Origin of the sequence: Paenibacillus abyssi (assembly GCF_014640295.1) — a bacterium.
In the GTDB taxonomy this organism is placed as follows: domain Bacteria; phylum Bacillota; class Bacilli; order Paenibacillales; family Paenibacillaceae; genus Paenibacillus_D; species Paenibacillus_D abyssi.
The window spans coordinates 40,318-58,810 of record NZ_BMGR01000022.1; the positions used below are offsets into that span (position 1 = coordinate 40,318).

The following is an 18,493-nucleotide window of genomic DNA, read 5'->3' on the forward strand; positions in this document are numbered from 1 at the left end:
TGAGATAAGAAACTAAGGAAACCGCAAGGAGATAGACGATAATGAAGCTGGTCTCATGGAATGTTAACGGTCTGCGGGCCTGTGTGAAAAAAGGATTTGACGATTACTTCAAAGAGATGGACGCGGATATATTTTGTATACAGGAATCGAAGCTGCAGGACGGACAAATTAGTCTGGAGCTTGGGGAGGAATATTCACAGTACTGGAATTACGCGCTTAAGAAGGGTTATTCCGGAACCGCTATTTTCACAAAGATGAAGCCACTTTCGGTCCGGTACGGTTTGGAGGAGGATCTGGAACCTGAGGGCCGGGTCATCACACTGGAGTTTGACACCTTCTATCTGGTCAATGTCTATACCCCAAATGCGAGACGGGATCTGTCCAGACTTGAATTCAGACTGGAGTGGGAAGAGCGGTTCCGCAGTTATCTGCAACAGCTGGATCGTCTTAAGCCTGTTATTATTTGCGGCGATTTGAATGTTGCCCATCAAGAAATTGACTTAAAAAACGCCAAATCCAATAACGGCAATTCCGGCTTCACATTGGAAGAACGGGAAAAAATGACGTTATTGCTGGACGCCGGCTTTATCGACACCTTCAGACATTTCTACCCTGACAGGACGGATGCCTATACCTGGTGGTCCTTTATGCCAAAGGTAAGAGAGCGTAACATCGGATGGCGCATTGACTATTTCCTCGTTTCTTCGAGGCTGCAGCCTGTGTTAATCGATGCCGGCATTGACTCTGGCGTCACAGGCAGCGATCACTGCCCGATTATGCTGGAGATTGGGGAGATAAACGCGTAACGAGCGGTATGAAGCTTTGCGGCAAAATAAGTATCGACATCCCTGAGAATTACACTTTCGTCAGCAGGGAGAAAATGATTCACTTCCCAACCGAACGCAGTAGAACGATGTTCCTCGTCAATCACGTGGATTCAACCTGGAACGATACGGACGCATTCGCCGGCAGATTTGGCGCCTTGACTATGCAGCCAATGAACAAGATCAGTAGCAGAACTACGATGCGCTGCGTCCAGTGGAGTTAATCCATCCCAGACGGATATCCAGTTCAGTTCGGCACCTTCTTCGAGGAGATATTCTGCAGACTGCAGCTGTCCTCCGTGGCAAGCGCACCAGAAGGCAACGGTAACCTTGTCCGGAGGAGAAGCGCTATTTGCTCCCCAAGGATATCGCTCAGAAAGCGTGTTCCCGGCGAAATAGGCTTTTATTACGTCCATCTGCCCAAGCGCAGCCGCATGCCAGAGTGCACTCATCGCTCCGCGTTCAACCAATCTACGGGCTGCATGCCATTGTGCGAACGCAACTGCATCGTCCAGTGGTGTGCCACCGGCAATTACTGCACCTGGTGCTTCGATGTCGGCGCCAGCATCAAGAAGCGCGTCAAGCACTTCAATGTCATCGGAGCTCGCAGCCCAATGCAGCGGTGTCTCCGAGTTCGAACCCGTGAAACGAGCGTTCACCTCCGCACCGAATTCGACTAACACTCCCACAGTAGCCGATCCGTTCGGGAAGTGACCGGGCCAGTCGGTCACCACATGCAACAGTGTTCGAGACATCCTACAGCTATCGCCTTCGTTACTATTGTCTCTTTCGATAATTCTTGCCCTTGCCAAACCTGGATTCTCGACGAGCAGTCGCTTCAACGATGGAATATCGCCAGTATGGATCGCTTTGACAATGGTTACTGCCAGTGTTTCATCTTCGTAAATAAATTCCATATCCAAACCTCCCAATATATAATCAGTCCCATCTCTATCCCTTATGGCTCAAATGGTAGTTTAAATACTGACTTAAATTTGATCGTAAATTTGCCGTACTTGAAGTATTCGTGGATTGTTTATAATGTCCTGCTCGTTAGTAGATGGTTGCTGTCCCGACTGCCGGGCTGTGGCTGACTCCGGGGTTCCTGCAACTGCTTTCTCCGAATTCTTGTTTGCAAACTGTTGAAAGGAAAGCCCAAAGAGGGCCGCAACAGGTCACCAACCAGCAACCAGTCACAGCCCCAAACCCGCGTCCGACGCGGCCTCTCGGTTCTTATTCTTCGCCTGTCGCAATCGGATTCTCCTCATACGAGATCTAATCGCTCCAGCTATCAATTTTCTCCGTAAGCAACCCGGTCCTTTGACGGGCGAGATCACGCATCGGCAAAGATGTACTTCAGTTCAAAATAACGTAATTAAAACGGCCGCCGGCTTTCAAAGCCCGGCGGCCGTTCCGTATTACGAGATCTTTTTCAGATACGCTTCGAGATTGTCCATCGTTTCGGTAATGCCCTGCATCATGCCCATATCCTTCACTTGCTTGAGGGCTTCCGCCGTGGCGTATTCCGAATAGCTGACGATCTTCATCTTGCCGTTGCCCAGGTCGACGAACTCGTTCCGGACCTTGGTCGCCGGCATCTCGGTGTTCTCGTTGCCCTCTGCATCCGAGAAATAGTCGGTGTACGTGAAGCTCTGCGGCGCGTTGATTTCATGGTAGATGCCTTTGCCCCAAGACTCCATGCCGAACCACTCGCCCATGTTGGGATCGGTGCATTTCATGCAATAGTGCCAGACGCCGCCCGGACGGAAATCGACGGTGCAGTGAGTCACTTCGAAACCGCGTGGCCCCCACCAATGCTTGAGATGCTCCGCTTCCGTATAAGCCTTGAACACGAGATCGCGCGGCGCGTTGAATTCGCGCTCCAGCACGAGCGTCTTGCCGTCGTTCTCCACTCTCGAAACGATTGCGTTGTTGGACATTTTCAGTACCCTCCCATGAAATGTTGAATGATTTTAGGATTGATCCCCATCCTGCAGTTTCTTCAGGTAGTCGTCCAGGTTGCCGAAACGTTCTTTCATCAGCCCCCGAAACGAATTCACCCAGTTGTCCAGCGCCTGAAAAGGCTCGGCCCGGAGCCGGTAGTACCGGCGGTTAGCTTCGGCCTGCACCTCCACGATCCCGTTCTCGCTCAGCACCTTCAGGTGCTTCGACGCTTGAGGCTGCCGCATGTTCAGCCGTTCGGCGATCTCATTAACGGTCAGGGGACCGTCGCGGAGCAGCTCCACGATATTCATGCGGTTCGGTTCGGCCAGGGCGCTCAGCGTTGTCATGTCCATGCCGGAATGCTTTCCTGACATGTCGTTCACCTCATCATGGATTGATCTCTCTCTAGGATCTCATCTCCCTTATCAAGGTCGTCAGTTTCTCGTTGACCTAAATATACTTCATAGAGAATATTCCTGTCAAGGGATATTAAAACCTAAATAAAAAAGCACCGGGTTAACCCGATGCCAGTATCCAAAAGTCCGGCCGGTCGATGGCCGCGGCGCCGTCTTTAACGTAAAACCGGATTTCTGCGCCCGTACGTTCCGGGAAATCGAATACGGTCATGAGCGCTAACCCATCATTAATGTACAACTCTACGGCGGAGCGGTCAAGGAAAACGTGGTGGGTGAGATACCGCTCATCGGCAGTCCCCGCCTTGCAAGACTTCACGCCTTTCGGTCCTGCTCCGGCACTTGTCCGGTCGAAGAACGCTTCTTCCGACGCCGGGCGGTATCGTAGCGGCCACCGTCAACCTGATCAAGCCGCGTACAAAGTCGCTTACCTTCGATTCATGCGGAAGCCCGCTTCCTCCGCGCGGCCGTAGAACCAACCATATGAGATCATATCTCCCTGCCCGCGGCAACGAGCAAGAACACATTATCCTCTAACGGCTGGCAAGCATTTTTCATGAGCTCGATTTTCTCTTTTTCGCGCAGGTCGTTCGTTCGAATTTGCTCGGCGGCCTGTACGTATTTGTCCCATAAAAGGACGCTATTTGCTTCGTCCCAAAGCGTCATATATTCGTTCTCGATCAGATTGTATAAACGGCTTTTTTTGATCAAATTATAGGTAAAGAAGTCGTTCGCCGTAATTCGTTGATTCTCTTCATCTCGATTATGCATGAACGGCCCCGACACGACATGCATGTCTACCTTGTAAGTATCGCTGAACAGAGGTTTCCTTGTAAACCGCACCTCGCAAACTTGATCGACAGGACGATTCGCTTCCATGCATGCCTTCACGATTGCGCCAAACACTTTGCAATAATTATCCATGACGCGGTCGTTTTCTCCGTAAACCAATTTAAAACCTTCCATCCATGGAGGCGAAACTAATACTTTTAGGACTGCGCCTTGCTTGATCGCCTGCGACAAACTAGCGGAGATTTTGCTGGTCAGGATCAGCCGGTAGCCCGATACCCATACTTCTCTGTCGCAAGTTTTCAGCAAGTGTTCCAGGAGCAATTGCTTATTGAAGTGCAGATCGCTGATGCCGAATTCATGGATTCCTTCCAGAAGCTTATCGTTCTCATGATTTTTATATTTAACGAAAATATCGGACACGAGCGAGAAGATGGACGCAAGCAGCGACGTAGCGAAGGCCATAGCCAACTCCGGTACCAAGGGGCTTGCTTTCAACGGAGATACATAAATCACGATGAAACCGAGCACGCTCACCGCCAACATCAGAACGGCATAGACATTGTTATGCAGCTTATAGGCTTGTAGCTTTTGCCATAAGGATCGTTTCGTATCCATAGATATGCTGGTTCTCCTTATTTATTTGCGATAGTAGACGGTGTCGAGTTCAGGGCCCCGTCCGTTTTTGATTCTTTTAATTTCTTGCATCCCGATTTTATTCAGCACACGGATATGGCTGTCGTTCGTAGACCAGGTTCTCGTCATGATCGGCTGATTTTCTTGCTTTGCGATTTCCGCCAGTTCCTCATAAAAACGCCTCGTGATTCCTTGGCCGCGATGCTCTTCACCAACGATCACGGTCGTCACGTATATTGTCTCGATCCCGTCATTCAAATCTTCAGAAACGAAATGCGTACGAAATGACATGAACCCGATAACCTCATCCCGATCCAGCGCCAGCAAAAAAGATTGCCTTTTCAGCGTTTCAAAGTATTGCTTCGGCTCTTGTTTGGCCGTTGGTCGAACGGTCAGATCAGTCTGATAAGAATGCTCGCGCGCGGAAAGCGGCGGGATAAATGCATGGTCATAACGGCACAGCAATTTCCACACACCGTCCAGCATATGGGGCTTTGTCAGCATGTCGTACAATTGAAATTGGATCGGCATATTCATTCCTCGCTTTTCTTCAAGAAGTGTACAAACTATTATACTTCAAAATGGACAATGAGTAGCGATCTATTTAATCAACTCGGAAGGAAAAGCTATGAGTGATTTTATAAGCTGTACAGACCGGTACGAGCGTGCGCTCAGTTCGGGGCTGCATGTAAGTATTTCAGAAACCGCTTGTTGATTCCTTGTTGACTTCGGGCCATAAAAAATACAGAGCATCGGGTTCGATTTACACCGTGCTCTGTATATAGCTTACAAACTGCTATTCGTCCCGTGGCTCCTCGTCTCCAACGGCAATTGGGTTCCCCGCATAACTAACCCAATCGCTCCAGCTTACGAATATGCTGCCCTTGACTGAAAACATTTTATTTTTTATTCTCTGCTATAATCTTTTTAGCTTCTCGCAGATCAATTTTCGCCCGATGCCCGTGCTTTTCTAACAGATGCAACAGGTTCGATCCATTTAAAAGCGTTATGGGCTTACCTTTTGCGAATTCATATGCATCAGGACCATAATCAGCAGTGGATACTAAAATCCCCTTTGTTGCGCCCTCGTTTACAACCGTACCGTATAAATCTCTAACAGCTGAAACACTTACTGTATTTGTGTATCGTTTGGCTTGTATAATAATTTTCCCGCCACGAATTGGATCCGGATCAAATGCAACAACATCTACTCCTCCATCTCTGCTCGCTTGTGTTACTCTTACTTCTCCGCCATTTGATAAAAACTCTTTTTCAAATAGCTGTCTAATTAGATGCTCAAAGTCCTCCCAATTCATTGCTGCAAGGTTTGTTGTGGAATCGATTTGATTTGCTACCTCATAGCCTTCTATAAATCGTTTGTCTTGCTTACTTATCTGAAGTAAAGGCTGAATGGGTGTTAATGTGCTTAATTTACTACTTGCAACCCCTTTAAATTTTCTAAAGCAAATTTTCGGATCGACATTAGCCAAATCAACTTTTATGAAATCAATTTTCTTAATTTGAATCGTAAGGATACAATTATTCTCAAGCTTACCTGTTGCTTTGTTTATTGCTTCAACCCAGCCATTAAATGAGACAGCATCAATTGCATTTGCCGCATCAGCTTCAAATATTTCGTGAATTGTTCTAAGCGTAATCTTATACAAAGTCTCGTCAAACAACTTTTGTGTATATGATTCAGGATAATACGTTTCTTTCAATTCTTTCTTAGATGCAATATATTTTACCTCTTTAATTGTTGGCATTGAATCAATTGAGGGCAGTTCATATTCAATAATTAATATTTTGCTCTCAGGTATGTATTCCAACTCATAATTCTTTGGAAAAGTGTCTGGATAATCTGAATTATTTAATACCATATCACAGTATTCCAATATTGAATCAGAATTGAGATTATAGTAGGATTCTTTTAAATGATCAATTTTCACATTGAATTCTTCCTGTAATTTCAAAAATTCATTTTTACTTCTAGTCCACTCCTCAACTCTTTCGTTCCACTTCTGTAATTCCAATTGATGTTCTTGTTCAATTGATTGATTATAGATATCTATTTCGGATTTTACTTTCTCCCAGCTTAGGATAGAAACAGCAAAGAGATCGTTATATTGTTTTATTTTCCTCTCTTTTTTCGACTTGAAGATTCTCTCCATTAAACTAAAGACAGGCACTTCTTTTTCGGGTTGTTCTGGGTATGATTTCTTTGGTTTCGGCTGTGGTTTAACCGGACAGTCCTCCGAAAAATTATCTTTCTTTTTCAGACTGTCCCAATTTACTGAGTCATCAACAGATAAAGTGTGCAATAGTAAGTTTTCAATTGCCCTAACCGCAGTCTCCGCTTCGGCAGTCCTCATTTGCGCTTCGCTTATACTTGCTTCCATTTGTGCGTATTTTCTTTGTTTTGTTTCAATAACATCCCACTTTTCCATCCATTTCTGAGCTTGTAAATTCACTTTGTTTTGAAGAATATCTAATTCTGGAGCAGATATTATTTTATGCTCTTTAAGTCCCTCATGATACATCTCAAGTGAATATTTTAATATACGTGTTCCTGTCGCGTTCCAGTGTGCTTCAGCTGTGCTTACATTTAGATGCTTATAACTCATATTAACACCCCGATATTAATTTTGGAAATATGTCTCAATTATATCGTTCCGAGCTCGTATTTCATAGAATTTTGTCAAAACAAAACGACGAATCCAATTTGAGATTCGTCGTCTCCTTACTATTTGCTAGTCAGGTACGCGACTCGGAATACTTCTCCCATCCCTCATACACGATCCTTGAAGTATACCAAGCCCAAGAGCGCCCTTCCTAGATTTCAGTACACATCGAAGCCGTTTAACCGCATACTCTCAAAGCTTGGCATCCAAGGCAGCCACTCGAGACGCGGTAACTGTTTTGACAATGCCTGTATTGAATCGTTCTTTTTAGCATTTAAAAACCGAGAAGATTTATCTTAGCCATCTGCAAACGATACCTGATGTGGAGCAGGCGATCCACGAGTATGTCTTGTTCTACAACAATGAACGCTTTCAGCAAAAGCTAAACGACCGTTCCCCAGTGGAGTACCGGGAAACGGCCGCAGCATAAAGATGTCTTTTTAGTCGTGTCTACTTGACGGGGTTATGACCAGAGAGGAGTGGTGTTTATATTTTATTGTTCTGGTTCCAACATCTCTTGTAATGATTCGCTAACCAACTTATATAGAGGTTTAAGATTTAGAGGTTCTCTCAATAACTCATACACCCAACTTGCATTCAAGCCTATACTAATTGCCGTACGGACAAATTCTTCATGAATGGTACCATAAAAATGAGCTGATTTATCGTTAAGAATATACTTGTATATCTCTTTTAGTTTCTCAAAATAACTTTTTTTCATATCTTCATCCGACAATGAATTAATATAAACTGAGTACTGTAACAGCACATCACTGTTTAATGGATATAGGTATTTCAAATGGAGAAGTCTCAGCAAGAGATCCAATAGTTCTTCGTAAGTAACCAAACTTTCTGAGATTAGAAACCCCATAATATTTGTTGTATTAGTACTATTCGTAACAGTGTGTTGTATCTTTCGAATAAACAAATCATCACAAACCAGTATCCTATTTGTCTTCTTACTTAATTCAATAGTTTCAATATCAACATCTAAACTGAATTTGCTGATAGGATCATATAAATTAACATCATCAATAGTAACTGCTTCAACAGTTAGCTTGGACACAGCAAGGCGAAGTGATGTCCACAATCGTCGTCTTGCTTTCTTATCTTCGTCTGTATAGGAGTAGCCTGTTAATTGATTTTCATCATCAAGTACAATAACACCAGTACTTATTTTTGTATGCTTTTGTGATTCTTTCATTCCAATCTCGATGGATTTAATAACCTCTGGAGAGAGATAACACTTACCTGATACTGCTTCTAGCTTATTTAACAAGCCAAGGTAAGCAAGCAAAATCAAAGAACTAAATGAAAAAATATACTCGGCATCATTATGTAACGATACCTCCCCAGCGTATAAATGTTGGTCTTTGTGATTTAGTATTGAGATTATCATTTCAGCATAACTTTCTATACTGGTACCAGACAAATAAGAAATTGGCATCCCAATTTCTACTCCAAAATTATACATTTCTAGCTGTTTGTGTTTCCCTTCATTTATCACTCCCATGGTTTTCTTCATTTGATCTATTAACTCTTCCGGTGTAGACCCACTATGGGTAATAAAATAATCATGCTCTGGATACTCTCCTTGTAGCTTCTCTAAGCAGTATCTAAAGAAGTAGACGTATATGCTTAAAACTTCAACCACTTCATATTTGCCATCTAACAACTCAACTTCTTCTGTCAATTTACCTTCGGATAACAAGAGAAGACTAACTGGATCGTCGTGAAAATAATTTTCGCATTCAAACTTAATTTCACCGGATTCTTTTAGTAGTTGTTTATTTTGGTGTATAGCAATTTTGCGAATATTGTTATCTTTCTTCAAAAATACAACTGAATTAATTACTGCGTGATCAAAATTGACATCTGGTTTTTCTTTATCAATATTCGAGAAGTGAAGAGAAATATAGCCGGCCAGCGTCTCCTTATTAATCCGTTCAAATGATTTATAAAGTGTCTCTAAAGCAATCGTCTGTGCTTCTCCCCACTTTTCTTGTCTAGCCCTTAATGATGAAACAAGGAAATGAAAGGAGGCATTCGATGTATTTAGTAAATAGCCTATTTCATCTTCTATACCGTCATAATCCTGTCTTTGCATTTTTGATATTACGGTATTGTATGCGGAATAATCGTCCAAACCAAATGTCATTTTGTATTCTTCTAACGTTTGGATCGCTTTTCGCCAATTAGGAATAAGCATTTCAATATCAATTTTATATTTCAAAAGTGTTCTAAATCTTACGCTCTTGTTATATAAATCCTTTATTTGCTCATAAGCCGACGAGGTTTCATGAGAAAACTCTTCAAAATGACCGAAAGAAGCAAAATATTTAGATAATAGCCCCTCATGGTATCCTATTCTATTGCTCAACAACTCTCTAACTTCTTCCCCTTTATGAAAGTCTAAAAGGACTTCAGCTAGATAGTTTAGATCAGCGTCATCTAATGATGATTTGGATCGTCTAATGATTTCCATTAGAGCTTCAAATTTTTCGCTATCATTATTCTCAAGCATAATATGTACAAGCTCTTTCAAAAGGAATACAGCGTCTGAGAATTTTTCAGCTAAAGTAATGATTTCCTCCTGAACACTGGTATATCCACACGTTTTATATTTAGCTTTTAATATCAATACCTCGATTGTTGGATGAGCAGTGTAGTTTTCAGAAGCGGTTACATCCGTTCGTTGAATTATTGATTTCCAGTCTTTTTCGATATCGAAGATATGGAAAAGTTGGACTGTATTCAAAGTATTAAGATTCCATAATTCTAATAAAATTGCTTTTGCCGGTTCGTACATATCATTGCAATAATAAACACGAGCAAACAAACTCTGAATTCCTTTATTTTGCCGTAGTGAGTCTTTAATATTTTCGATATTGGAAAGTGCCGTTTTCGGATCAACTAATAATGATAGTTCAGTAACTACCTCCCAAAAACCCACCTGATTTTGTTCTTTGAAAAAATCAGTAATATATGATACTCCCAGCAGCTCAGAAACTAATCTCTCTGTATCCCCAATAAATTCTTTCGTTCTTATTAACTGATTTTCCTTATCACTCATTGTCATGTAGTACATAGCAACGAGAGCATTGTATTTGTAGAATATGTTTTTATACATATCCCAAGACTTCGAAAATGCGTTAAATGCGCCCTGGAAGTCATTATTTCTTAACAAAACATGTCCAAAATAAAAATAAGCGATATGATGCTCTAATAGTTCTATTTTTAAGTGACCATCTGCACTTAATAATTCGTCAGCTTTGTCAAAATTCCCAGCCGCAATCTCGAAATACGCTTCTTTTAGCAACAACTGCTCCCTTGAATATCTGAAGTCTCTAAAACGTGATAATACTTCATTGAAAAGATTTTTTTCTTGAGAATTACAAGCAATATGGTAATCGATTTCAGTCAGAAATTTGGAGTCGCCGTTTATCCTCGCAATTTTCTCCTTGATACTTGAGAGCTTTTCATAACTATGAGTAACAATAAAAATCCGAGCTTTTTGATAATAAACTTCCTCTCTTTGAAGTTTACTCAATAAATGCTGCGACTCTAATACCGAAGATAACTCTTTATCTGCTTCATCTAGCTGGCAAAGATCAATCATGCTTTTGATTTGTTGTATCTTTTCATCTGCAAAAATATTATCTTCTCGAAGTTTTTCAACTTGTTCAATCATGACTTCTTTGAGCATCTCTCTAGACTCCTGAATCTCGTCAACGATGATGGAAGTTTGTACAGAAGATTCAAGAGACAATAAATTACCTCTTATATGTACTAAAAGATCAACTAACTCGGTAAAGTACTCATAGAAAATACCTTCATTTTGAATTTTATTTCTTTTGATTCTTTGATAATGCTGGTTCACGTTCTCAATAGCCTCTTGAGCCATCTTAATCGCAAATTGATCTATCGGTTCCAAGTTAACCTTGTGCGTTTCAAAAACCCTAGAATAAATCAGAGAAACTATTTCTGATCGCTCAATGAACTTTTGAAACGCAAAAGTGTCCAGCTCTGTATTATCAAACCTTTTATTAAAGTCACTAATCCTTAAACCTATTGCTTCTATTGTTTTTCTATCATCGCGTTTTAATTTTTTATCCCATGCTAAGTTGGTGATCCAGTTTATTAAAAAACCACTTGCTACACTACTTAGAACTTCTCCCATTTTAGCCCGCCTTTTCTCATAACGTTACTTACTTGATGAGTATGAAGCTCACACGTTCATACGGAAAAAACCCTCGCTTTATCCTCTGCAAATAAGACTTTAACCGTCAAAGTTCATACGGTCTGTTTTCAAATAAGGCCTAATTATCTGGTAGGCACAGTTCTACATGAAATCGTTAAGTTCAAATCATTTAGTAAACACCACTGACTCCCCTCCGATCCCAGACATTCGTTACCTCTAGTTTGTTTGATTCCTCGTTGAATCGACAAATCCTTCCATGTCAACTTCGACTCATAAAAATAATTGAATGTCTTCGTGGGGCAAGTGTTGACTCCTTTATTCTTTTGAATTGTTGACCGCATGTGACAATCAGGAATCAGCACGCGCTATGGAGGGCGTCCGGCCCTTTGTCTGTTTGAACAGGGCATTACGAGGTATACAAGCGTGCTCTGGTTTGACCCGTTCTGTGAGTACTTTCAGGTACCTATTGTTGACTCCTCGTTGACTTCGAGCATTAAAAATACACCGCCAGAGCCGTTAGGCAACCTGGTGGTGTATTCGTCAATTTTCAGTTCTCTTCGTCCCCGGTCTTAATGGGATTCCCCTCATAGCTAATCCAATCGCTCCAGCTGCCTGCATACAGCTTCACGTTACGGAAGCCTGCCGCTTCGAGCGCAAGCACGTTCGGGCAGGCGGTCACGCCGGAGCCGCAATAGACGATGATCTCGTCATCCGGCGATAGATCGGCAAACCGCTCACGCTGCTGCTCTGCGCTCTTGTATCTTCCTTGTTCCGTAAGGCCATCCTTCCAGAATCGGTTAACCGCGCCAGGAATATGTCCTGCCACCGGATCGATCGGCTCCGATTCACCGCGGTACCGCGGCGCTTCACGCGAATCGACCAGTACGGATCCGGGGCGATGCAGCCGCTGCCGCACTTCGGCCTGTGTGACCACCATCCCGTCTTGAATGCGGGGCACATATGGATCCGCTGTCGCGCTAGGCGATGGGATCTCGGAACTCACAGGATAACCCGCTTCCTTCCAGCCGGCAAACCCTCTATCCAGAATAGATATCTCACCATCATGTCCCGTCCAACGCAGGAGCCACCATAAGCGCGCGGCCATGGCACCGCCTTGGTCATCGTAAGCAACAACATGATCACCAGATATAATGCCGATTCGGGAGAATACGGTTGCAATTAAATCCACATCCGGCAGCGGGTGCCGCCCGCCGCGCACATCCGGCTGTTTCGGCGCTGACAGGTCGCGCTCCAAATCCAAATAGTAAGCCCCCGGGATATGCCCCTCCCGGTAAGCCTGTTCCCCTGCATCGGGATCATTCAATAGAAAACGGCAATCCACGATCACAACCCGGGAAGATGCCAAATTGTCCTTTAACCATGCCGCTGATACGAGCCCCTTCATTCGATAACCTCCGGTCCTTTACTTTGTAGTTGCATTCCCGATTGAGAATGCGATAATTGCTTCCCGATCACCATCATCGCCAGAACAAGAACAACCATCAGTATACTCATCCCCGCGATCATGCCAAGCGTCCAGCTTGCATCATACTCGTCCATTAACCACCCGGTCAACCTCGGGAACAGCGCGCCGCCCATGCCGCCAAACGCGACAAGCAGGCTGGTTGTCCGCTCTGTCATGCCTGGCAGCAGTTGGTTCACGTACACCAGCGCAATCGCGAACACGCCTGCAAACGACAATCCGCTGAGTCCGATAAAAAATAAGCTCCAGCCTGCGTGACTGGTAAAACTGATCAAGATCAGTAAAACCATACCTGCCACCACGCAGCCAAGAAGAAAACGGCCATAACCGGTCCGCTCTGCCACCCGTCCGGCAAAAATACGGCCGATCACCACCATACCCCAGAATAAACTGATCGTGGTGGCCGCTGTCGCTTCATCCATGCCCACCCGCTGAATCATAATGGAAGGCAGGTAATTGGAGAAACTCATTTCCATTCCGACATAGAAAAGAAAAAAAGTGATGCCAAGAATGAGAAATGGCATTGCGGCAAGGTTATACCTGGCTCTGACAGGCTGGCTGACCTGCGCCGTCCTCGGTTGATAAGCGATCAGATCGTCCACCTTGCCAAAAGACAATGTAAGCCACAATAAGGTCGTCAATCCCGCCATCGCGGTAATGACCGGAAAGGCCATCTGCCATATGTCGTTACGAATTAACAGCGCGCCGACGATCGGCATAATAAGTGCGCCAAGGCCAAAAAACACTTCTATCCTGCTCATCGCCGACGCTTTCTTCTCTTCCGCATACTCAATGACCATGGCTCCAATCACCGCCTCCGTCATTCCAAAGCCGAAGCCTGCGATCGGTGCGATCGCCAGCATCCACTCCCAAGGCAGGAGCAGGCTGTATGCCGCCTCTGCAGCGGTTAAGCTGCCCAGCGCAAGCAGCAGCGCATTCCGCTTGCCGATGTACCGTGTCACCCAGGGAGAGATAAGCACACCGCCTAAAAATCCCAAGAACTGGTTCATAATAAACTGCCCGCCATCACGGTAATTAAGACCGTAATGAGCCATTAAAGGTTCTAATATGGCACCCGATACAACATGTGCCATGCCAATCACTAAATAGGACAAGCAGGCAAGCCAAATCATTTTTCGCATAAAAACACCTTCATCATCCACTTCTTATATATTATGTAATTGCCCTAAATCATCATATCATGTTCCATGTAATTTGGTATAATGATTTCATCATCTTAGGGGAGGCCACCCATGCCGCAGCAAACATCCCGGCTTCACAATAAATCCAACCCCGCCATCTGCCCTGCTCCTCCAGCCATTCCAGTGGAGCTTGCCGTTGTGCCGATGTCGGCCTTGCATGCGCAAACCATATGCACATGGAACTACCCGCCTCCTTACGATTTGTTCAATTGGCCAAGCTGGGAGCAAATGAGCCTGAATCAAACGGATTTTGGCGACCCCGAGCTAAGGGAGCGTCAATTTGCCTCCATTATTGACACGACAGGAGATTTGATCGGCTTTGCGCAATTTTTCCCGCTGCTCGGCGTTACCCGTCTTGGACTTGGGCTTCGTCCGAGCCTATGCGGCACAGGACTGGGCGTCCCTTTCGTACGTGTAATCGCCGAGGAGGCACAGCGCCGCGCACCTTTTGACGAGATTGATCTGGAAGTGCTGACATGGAATACGAGGGCAATCCATACCTATGAGAAAGCCGGTTTTCAGATCACTGACACCTATCAGCGAAACTCCTTACACGGCCCTGCCGAGTTCCACTGCATGGTACTCAAAGCTCCGGTCATCCCGTCTTGACCGTAAACAATCAAAAACACGCCCCCGCGGCGTGTTTTCTTGGCCCAGCCCATTATATTATCGCCATTTGCGCATCTTCTGTATCGATCATATCGATAAACAATACACAGCCTTCTCCGATATGCGCCGTTAAGGTCCGCATTCGCCGCTGCGTATCCAGATCGGTATAAGTGCAGGATACGATCGCTTCAGACCGCCCCTCCAGAATGAGCAAATTTGAAATGAAATACGGTCTCCAGCTCCAGTTCGCACCCCGGTAATCTGTCTGCTTGCTCCATACTCCTTTATCGGCTCTAAAAAAGTTTGAAGATATCTGGATCCCATTATCCCGGCACAAATAAACCCGAACGCAGTTATCCCGCAGTCCGGGAAGCATTTGTTCAATATATTCGTCGGCAGCTTGCGGGGATTGAAAAGGCATACCCGGCATACCGGATACAAGCCTCACTAGGCGGTTCGCCTGCCCGCGCCAATACTGCTGGGCCGATACAAGCTTGTTTCGATGTTCTTCCAGCTCCTCCTCGATCAGATCGGAGAAATCCCCTGATACCCGAAAATCCGGCTCAGCCCGGGAGAACAAGAACCCTTGCACATATCTCGCCCCGATTTCGATTGCCCGCTGCAGCTCCTGTTTGGTTTCAATGCCTTCAATAAGAAGAGAAGCGCCGATCTGCTCGGCTAACGTTGAAAAGGACCGCAACACACCGAGATAACCGGCATGGACGGCACTTTTTTTCATCAGATGAATATCAACCTTAAGCAGGCTTGGCCCAATCTGGGCGATTCGGTCCGCATTGCTGAAGCCCGACCCCACATCGTCAATGGCAATCTGGCAGCCGTACTTACGGTAGACGTCGATCACCTCCCGCAGCGCCTTCATCGATCCACGGAAGGCCTCCTCCGTTACTTCAACAACGATACGGGTCGGATCGATCCGATATTTGTCCAGCAGCCGCAATGTAAGCAGTTCTCCGGTTTCATGGTACATCTTATACATCCAGGAAGGCCTAAGATTAATAAACAGCTTCGTCGGTTCCGGCGTCTGAGCAAGCTTAGCGAGTGCATCCTCCCGAACTAAGCGGTCAATGCGCAGCTGATCGTTAACATCCACCCTTGAATCGGCAAAAAAAGGGCCAAGCGTCTGGTAATTTTCTCCGATCCGCTCTCTGCCCAGCACCTCATACCCGACAATCCGCCTTGTATCCAGCGCCACAATCGGTTGATAACAAGCCGCAACCCGCTCTACTTCCGGCATGGCAGGTATTGCATTTAAGTTCGTATGATTATACATGACGGTCTCCCTCATGCAGTATGCATGTCAGAATACATAACATTAGATATGTACCGATTGTAAGGGAGTCAATAGTGAAAGTAAAGGTTATTGTAAATTATTGTTAGTATTTCGCAAACTTTTCACGTTATCGCCGCATTTTATGTCAATCTGACGATCCGCAGCTCTTTGCCGTCCACTGACACCTCAATAATATGGAACTTGGAATGGTAGGTGACCGAGCCGTGTCCGACATGAATTACCGGCGCTTCCCCCAAGCCATAGAACACGTCATCAGCCAAAGCTTCAAGCACTTCATGGCGCTCTTTATCCTCCAGCTCCGTCCATTCTTCCTCCGTCATTTCAAAAAACTCATAGCTGTTGCTGATTCCACCGACTGCTTCAGTCAAGTCCGCTAAAATATCATGGTACTCCCGACCGTGTTTGACGCCCATATCATAAACCACCTTTCTAACATGTTTAATCCTAACAGCCTTATCAACGTCATTATAGTTTATTCTGCCACAATTCGGTAATAAAAGAACTCGTTTATCTCTAATCTAATCCTTAATTCTGACGATATATATAGAATAGAGTTGTCGAATGAGCAATGATATTGCAAATTTTTCTCGCTTTATGCTCAAACCTAATTTTAAGACGGGGTGTCACATGGAAAAATCAACAATTATTGGCGTTGTACTCGGACTCGTCGCTGTTCTGCTTGGAATGTTTCTCAAGCATGCGCCGCTATCCAATCTCATTAATCCAGCTGCATTTGTTATCATTCTTGTCGGTACGGCAGCTTCCCTGTTCATCGGTTTTCCCATGTCGGAAATAATGAAGTTTCCCAAACTCATCAAAATGACCTTCATCAGCCAAAATCTTGTTTCCCGCGATGAGCTGATCCGTTTGTTCATGGATTGGGCGACAATTACCCGCCGTGAAGGCTTGCTGGCACTCGAAGCAAAGGTCGATGAAATCCAAGATCCCTTCCTGCGCAATGGGATGCGTATGATTATTGATGGCAATGATCAGGATTTTGTCCGCGACGTATTGCTGGAAGACATTGCTGCGACAGAAGAACGTCACAAGGCGGGCGCCCTAATCTTCACCCAAGCGGGTACTTATGCTCCGACACTGGGGGTTCTAGGAGCCGTTATCGGTCTGATCGCGGCACTTGCGGATATGAGCGATATGGATAAACTGGCACAAGCGATTGCGGCTGCATTCGTAGCCACGTTGCTCGGGATATTTACCGGTTATGTGCTCTGGCATCCGATTGCCAACAAATTAAAACGTCTGTCAAAACGTGAAATGGAGATCCGCGTCATGATGGTGGAAGGTCTCCTGTCTATCCAATCCGGCGTCTCCACGATCGCAATCAGCCAGAAGCTGTCGGTCTTCTTGACACCAACCGAACGCCTCAAGATGAGTGAGAAGGAAGGTGAGGCGGTTGAGCAAAAAGCATAAGCACAACGACCATGAAGAACATATCGACGAATCCTGGCTCATTCCCTACGCCGACTTATTAACTTTGCTGCTCGCATTATTTATTGTACTCTATGCGATGAGCTCGGTCGATGCCGCTAAATTCGAAGAAATGAGCAAAGCATTCAGCGTCGCCTTTAACACCGGCGCGGGCGTACTTGAGAATACATCGGTTATAACCACCGGAACGCAAAAGGATAACAGGGAAGATGATAAAAAAAGCGGTGAAGCCAATCAGGACCAAGAACAGTTAAGCCGCCAAGCGCTCATGCAGCAGGAACAAGAAGATCTGGAGAAGCTCAAAAAGCAGCTCGATGAATACATTCAAAAAAATGGATTCACCTCACAGCTTGATACGAGGCTCAACCATTCGCAGCTGATGATCACCATTAGTGATACGACGCTATTCGCATCGGGCAGCGCAACTGTGAAGCCGGAATCGCGCAGGCTGGCCGTAGCGATTGCCGATATGCTGCAGCAGTATCCGGATTACAAGATCATCGTCGCCGGCCACACGGATAATGAGCCGATTTCTACGGCAGAGTTTGAATCGAACTGGGAGCTCAGCTCCAAACGGGCGATCCACTTCATGAATATCCTGCTCCTTAATCCGGAGCTTGACCGTACACGGTTCAGCGCGGTAGCGTATGGCGAGTACCAACCGGTCGCTTCGAACGCTACCAATGCCGGTCGGGCAGAAAACCGCCGCGTCGAGGTTCAGATTATTCGTAAATATATTGACATGGAGAAAGTTGAAGAACTCTCTGTCCCCTCTGATTAATCAATTGCTATTCAGTGTACGCCATAATTGACCAAGCTAAACGTCCCGGAGCGCTTCACAAGGCTGTCCGGGGCGTTTTTTGATGCAGCAAAAAGCCCGCCTGTCAGGATGGAGGCCACTGAAAAAGTCCTTTAAACAAAGAAGGTACCGTCCCTCAAATACATTGAGAGAG

General features: G+C 45.2%; 15 protein-coding genes and 2 pseudogenes. 5 read left to right on the forward strand and 12 right to left on the reverse strand.

All coding sequences use genetic code 11. The annotated features are described in order from the left end of the window. Window positions 1-41: 41 nt before the first annotated feature. A complete protein-coding gene (locus IEW11_RS23605; RefSeq protein WP_188533550.1) occupies window positions 42-806 on the forward strand; it encodes an exodeoxyribonuclease III in 765 nt (254 codons plus the stop codon). 131 nt (window positions 807-937) lie between these two features. On the opposite strand, the gene IEW11_RS23610 is transcribed toward IEW11_RS23605, so the two are convergent. The 7 genes and pseudogenes from IEW11_RS23610 to IEW11_RS23640 form a co-directional block, all read right to left on the reverse strand. Continuing rightward, the gene (locus IEW11_RS23610; protein ID WP_188533551.1) at window positions 938-1,741 is read right to left on the reverse strand and encodes an ankyrin repeat domain-containing protein; all 804 of its coding nucleotides are present in this window, start codon (window positions 1,739-1,741) and stop codon (window positions 938-940) included. A gap of 501 nt (window positions 1,742-2,242) precedes the next feature. Continuing rightward, window positions 2,243-2,764: an SRPBCC family protein gene (locus tag IEW11_RS23615; protein WP_188533552.1), complete on the reverse strand. Its 522-nt coding sequence runs from the start codon at window positions 2,762-2,764 to the stop codon at window positions 2,243-2,245. 33 nt (window positions 2,765-2,797) lie between these two features. Beyond that, on the reverse strand, window positions 2,798-3,142 hold the full coding sequence (locus IEW11_RS23620; RefSeq protein ID WP_188533553.1) for an ArsR/SmtB family transcription factor: 345 nt from the start codon (window positions 3,140-3,142) through the stop codon (window positions 2,798-2,800). A 142-nt stretch (window positions 3,143-3,284) separates the two neighbouring features. Next, window positions 3,285-3,557, reverse strand: a pseudogene (locus IEW11_RS23625) (GH32 C-terminal domain-containing protein); the annotation flags it as partial. Window positions 3,558-3,670: 113 nt separating this feature from the next. Continuing rightward, window positions 3,671-4,588, reverse strand: a complete 918-nt coding sequence (locus IEW11_RS23630) for a hypothetical protein (protein ID WP_188533554.1) — start codon at window positions 4,586-4,588, stop codon at window positions 3,671-3,673. A gap of 21 nt (window positions 4,589-4,609) precedes the next feature. Further along, complete coding sequence (locus IEW11_RS23635) at window positions 4,610-5,137, reverse strand: GNAT family N-acetyltransferase (protein ID WP_188533555.1); 528 nt, start codon at window positions 5,135-5,137, stop codon at window positions 4,610-4,612. Between the two features lie 368 nt (window positions 5,138-5,505). Next, a complete protein-coding gene (locus tag IEW11_RS23640; RefSeq protein WP_188533556.1) occupies window positions 5,506-7,230 on the reverse strand; it encodes a restriction endonuclease in 1,725 nt (574 codons plus the stop codon). Window positions 7,231-7,443: 213 nt separating this feature from the next. Here IEW11_RS23640 and IEW11_RS25050 point away from each other — a divergent pair. Then, window positions 7,444-7,717, forward strand: a pseudogene (locus IEW11_RS25050) (transposase); the annotation flags it as partial. Between the two features lie 63 nt (window positions 7,718-7,780). Here IEW11_RS25050 and IEW11_RS23650 read toward each other — a convergent pair. The 3 genes from IEW11_RS23650 to IEW11_RS23660 all read right to left on the reverse strand — a co-directional run bounded on the left by IEW11_RS23650 (window position 7,781) and on the right by IEW11_RS23660 (window position 14,113). Further along, window positions 7,781-11,467 (reverse strand): PIN domain-containing protein, encoded by a 3,687-nt coding sequence (locus IEW11_RS23650; RefSeq protein WP_188533557.1) that lies wholly within the window; start codon window positions 11,465-11,467, stop codon window positions 7,781-7,783. A 568-nt stretch (window positions 11,468-12,035) separates the two neighbouring features. Then, on the reverse strand, window positions 12,036-12,893 hold the full coding sequence (locus IEW11_RS23655) for a sulfurtransferase (RefSeq protein WP_188533558.1): 858 nt from the start codon (window positions 12,891-12,893) through the stop codon (window positions 12,036-12,038). After that, the gene (locus tag IEW11_RS23660; RefSeq protein WP_188533559.1) at window positions 12,890-14,113 is read right to left on the reverse strand and encodes an MFS transporter; all 1,224 of its coding nucleotides are present in this window, start codon (window positions 14,111-14,113) and stop codon (window positions 12,890-12,892) included. The genes IEW11_RS23655 and IEW11_RS23660 overlap by 4 nt, the downstream gene beginning before the upstream one ends. Window positions 14,114-14,317: 204 nt before the next feature. Between IEW11_RS23660 and IEW11_RS23665 the strand changes: the two genes are divergently transcribed. Further along, a complete protein-coding gene (locus IEW11_RS23665; protein ID WP_229725634.1) occupies window positions 14,318-14,782 on the forward strand; it encodes a GNAT family N-acetyltransferase in 465 nt (154 codons plus the stop codon). Between the two features lie 52 nt (window positions 14,783-14,834). Here the strand turns inward: IEW11_RS23665 and IEW11_RS23670 are convergent, their stop codons facing one another. After that, window positions 14,835-16,073, reverse strand: coding sequence for an EAL domain-containing protein (locus IEW11_RS23670; RefSeq protein ID WP_188533561.1), 1,239 nt, complete (start codon window positions 16,071-16,073; stop codon window positions 14,835-14,837). A 140-nt stretch (window positions 16,074-16,213) separates the two neighbouring features. After that, window positions 16,214-16,507, reverse strand: coding sequence for a hypothetical protein (locus IEW11_RS23675; protein ID WP_188533562.1), 294 nt, complete (start codon window positions 16,505-16,507; stop codon window positions 16,214-16,216). A gap of 214 nt (window positions 16,508-16,721) precedes the next feature. Between IEW11_RS23675 and motA the strand changes: the two genes are divergently transcribed. Both motA and motB read left to right on the forward strand, forming a co-directional pair. Then, on the forward strand, window positions 16,722-17,522 hold the full coding sequence (gene motA / locus IEW11_RS23680; RefSeq protein ID WP_188533563.1) for a flagellar motor stator protein MotA: 801 nt from the start codon (window positions 16,722-16,724) through the stop codon (window positions 17,520-17,522). Then, the gene (gene motB / locus IEW11_RS23685) at window positions 17,506-18,321 is read left to right on the forward strand and encodes a flagellar motor protein MotB (RefSeq protein ID WP_188533564.1); all 816 of its coding nucleotides are present in this window, start codon (window positions 17,506-17,508) and stop codon (window positions 18,319-18,321) included. Before motA ends, motB begins: the two co-directional genes overlap by 17 nt. Window positions 18,322-18,493: the final 172 nt, after the last annotated feature.

Coding starts and splice junctions, on each gene's coding strand:
- IEW11_RS23605 (WP_188533550.1), top strand. CDS start 42: ATGAAGCTGGTCTCATGGAATGTTAACGGTCTGCGGGCCTGTGTGAAA.
- IEW11_RS23610 (WP_188533551.1), bottom strand. CDS start 1,741: ATGGAATTTATTTACGAAGATGAAACACTGGCAGTAACCATTGTCAAA.
- IEW11_RS23615 (WP_188533552.1), bottom strand. CDS start 2,764: ATGTCCAACAACGCAATCGTTTCGAGAGTGGAGAACGACGGCAAGACG.
- IEW11_RS23620 (WP_188533553.1), bottom strand. CDS start 3,142: ATGTCAGGAAAGCATTCCGGCATGGACATGACAACGCTGAGCGCCCTG.
- IEW11_RS23630 (WP_188533554.1), bottom strand. CDS start 4,588: ATGGATACGAAACGATCCTTATGGCAAAAGCTACAAGCCTATAAGCTG.
- IEW11_RS23635 (WP_188533555.1), bottom strand. CDS start 5,137: ATGCCGATCCAATTTCAATTGTACGACATGCTGACAAAGCCCCATATG.
- IEW11_RS23640 (WP_188533556.1), bottom strand. CDS start 7,230: ATGAGTTATAAGCATCTAAATGTAAGCACAGCTGAAGCACACTGGAAC.
- IEW11_RS23650 (WP_188533557.1), bottom strand. CDS start 11,467: ATGGGAGAAGTTCTAAGTAGTGTAGCAAGTGGTTTTTTAATAAACTGG.
- IEW11_RS23655 (WP_188533558.1), bottom strand. CDS start 12,893: ATGAAGGGGCTCGTATCAGCGGCATGGTTAAAGGACAATTTGGCATCT.
- IEW11_RS23660 (WP_188533559.1), bottom strand. CDS start 14,113: ATGCGAAAAATGATTTGGCTTGCCTGCTTGTCCTATTTAGTGATTGGC.
- IEW11_RS23665 (WP_229725634.1), top strand. CDS start 14,318: ATGTCGGCCTTGCATGCGCAAACCATATGCACATGGAACTACCCGCCT.
- IEW11_RS23670 (WP_188533561.1), bottom strand. CDS start 16,073: ATGTATAATCATACGAACTTAAATGCAATACCTGCCATGCCGGAAGTA.
- IEW11_RS23675 (WP_188533562.1), bottom strand. CDS start 16,507: ATGGGCGTCAAACACGGTCGGGAGTACCATGATATTTTAGCGGACTTG.
- motA (WP_188533563.1), top strand. CDS start 16,722: ATGGAAAAATCAACAATTATTGGCGTTGTACTCGGACTCGTCGCTGTT.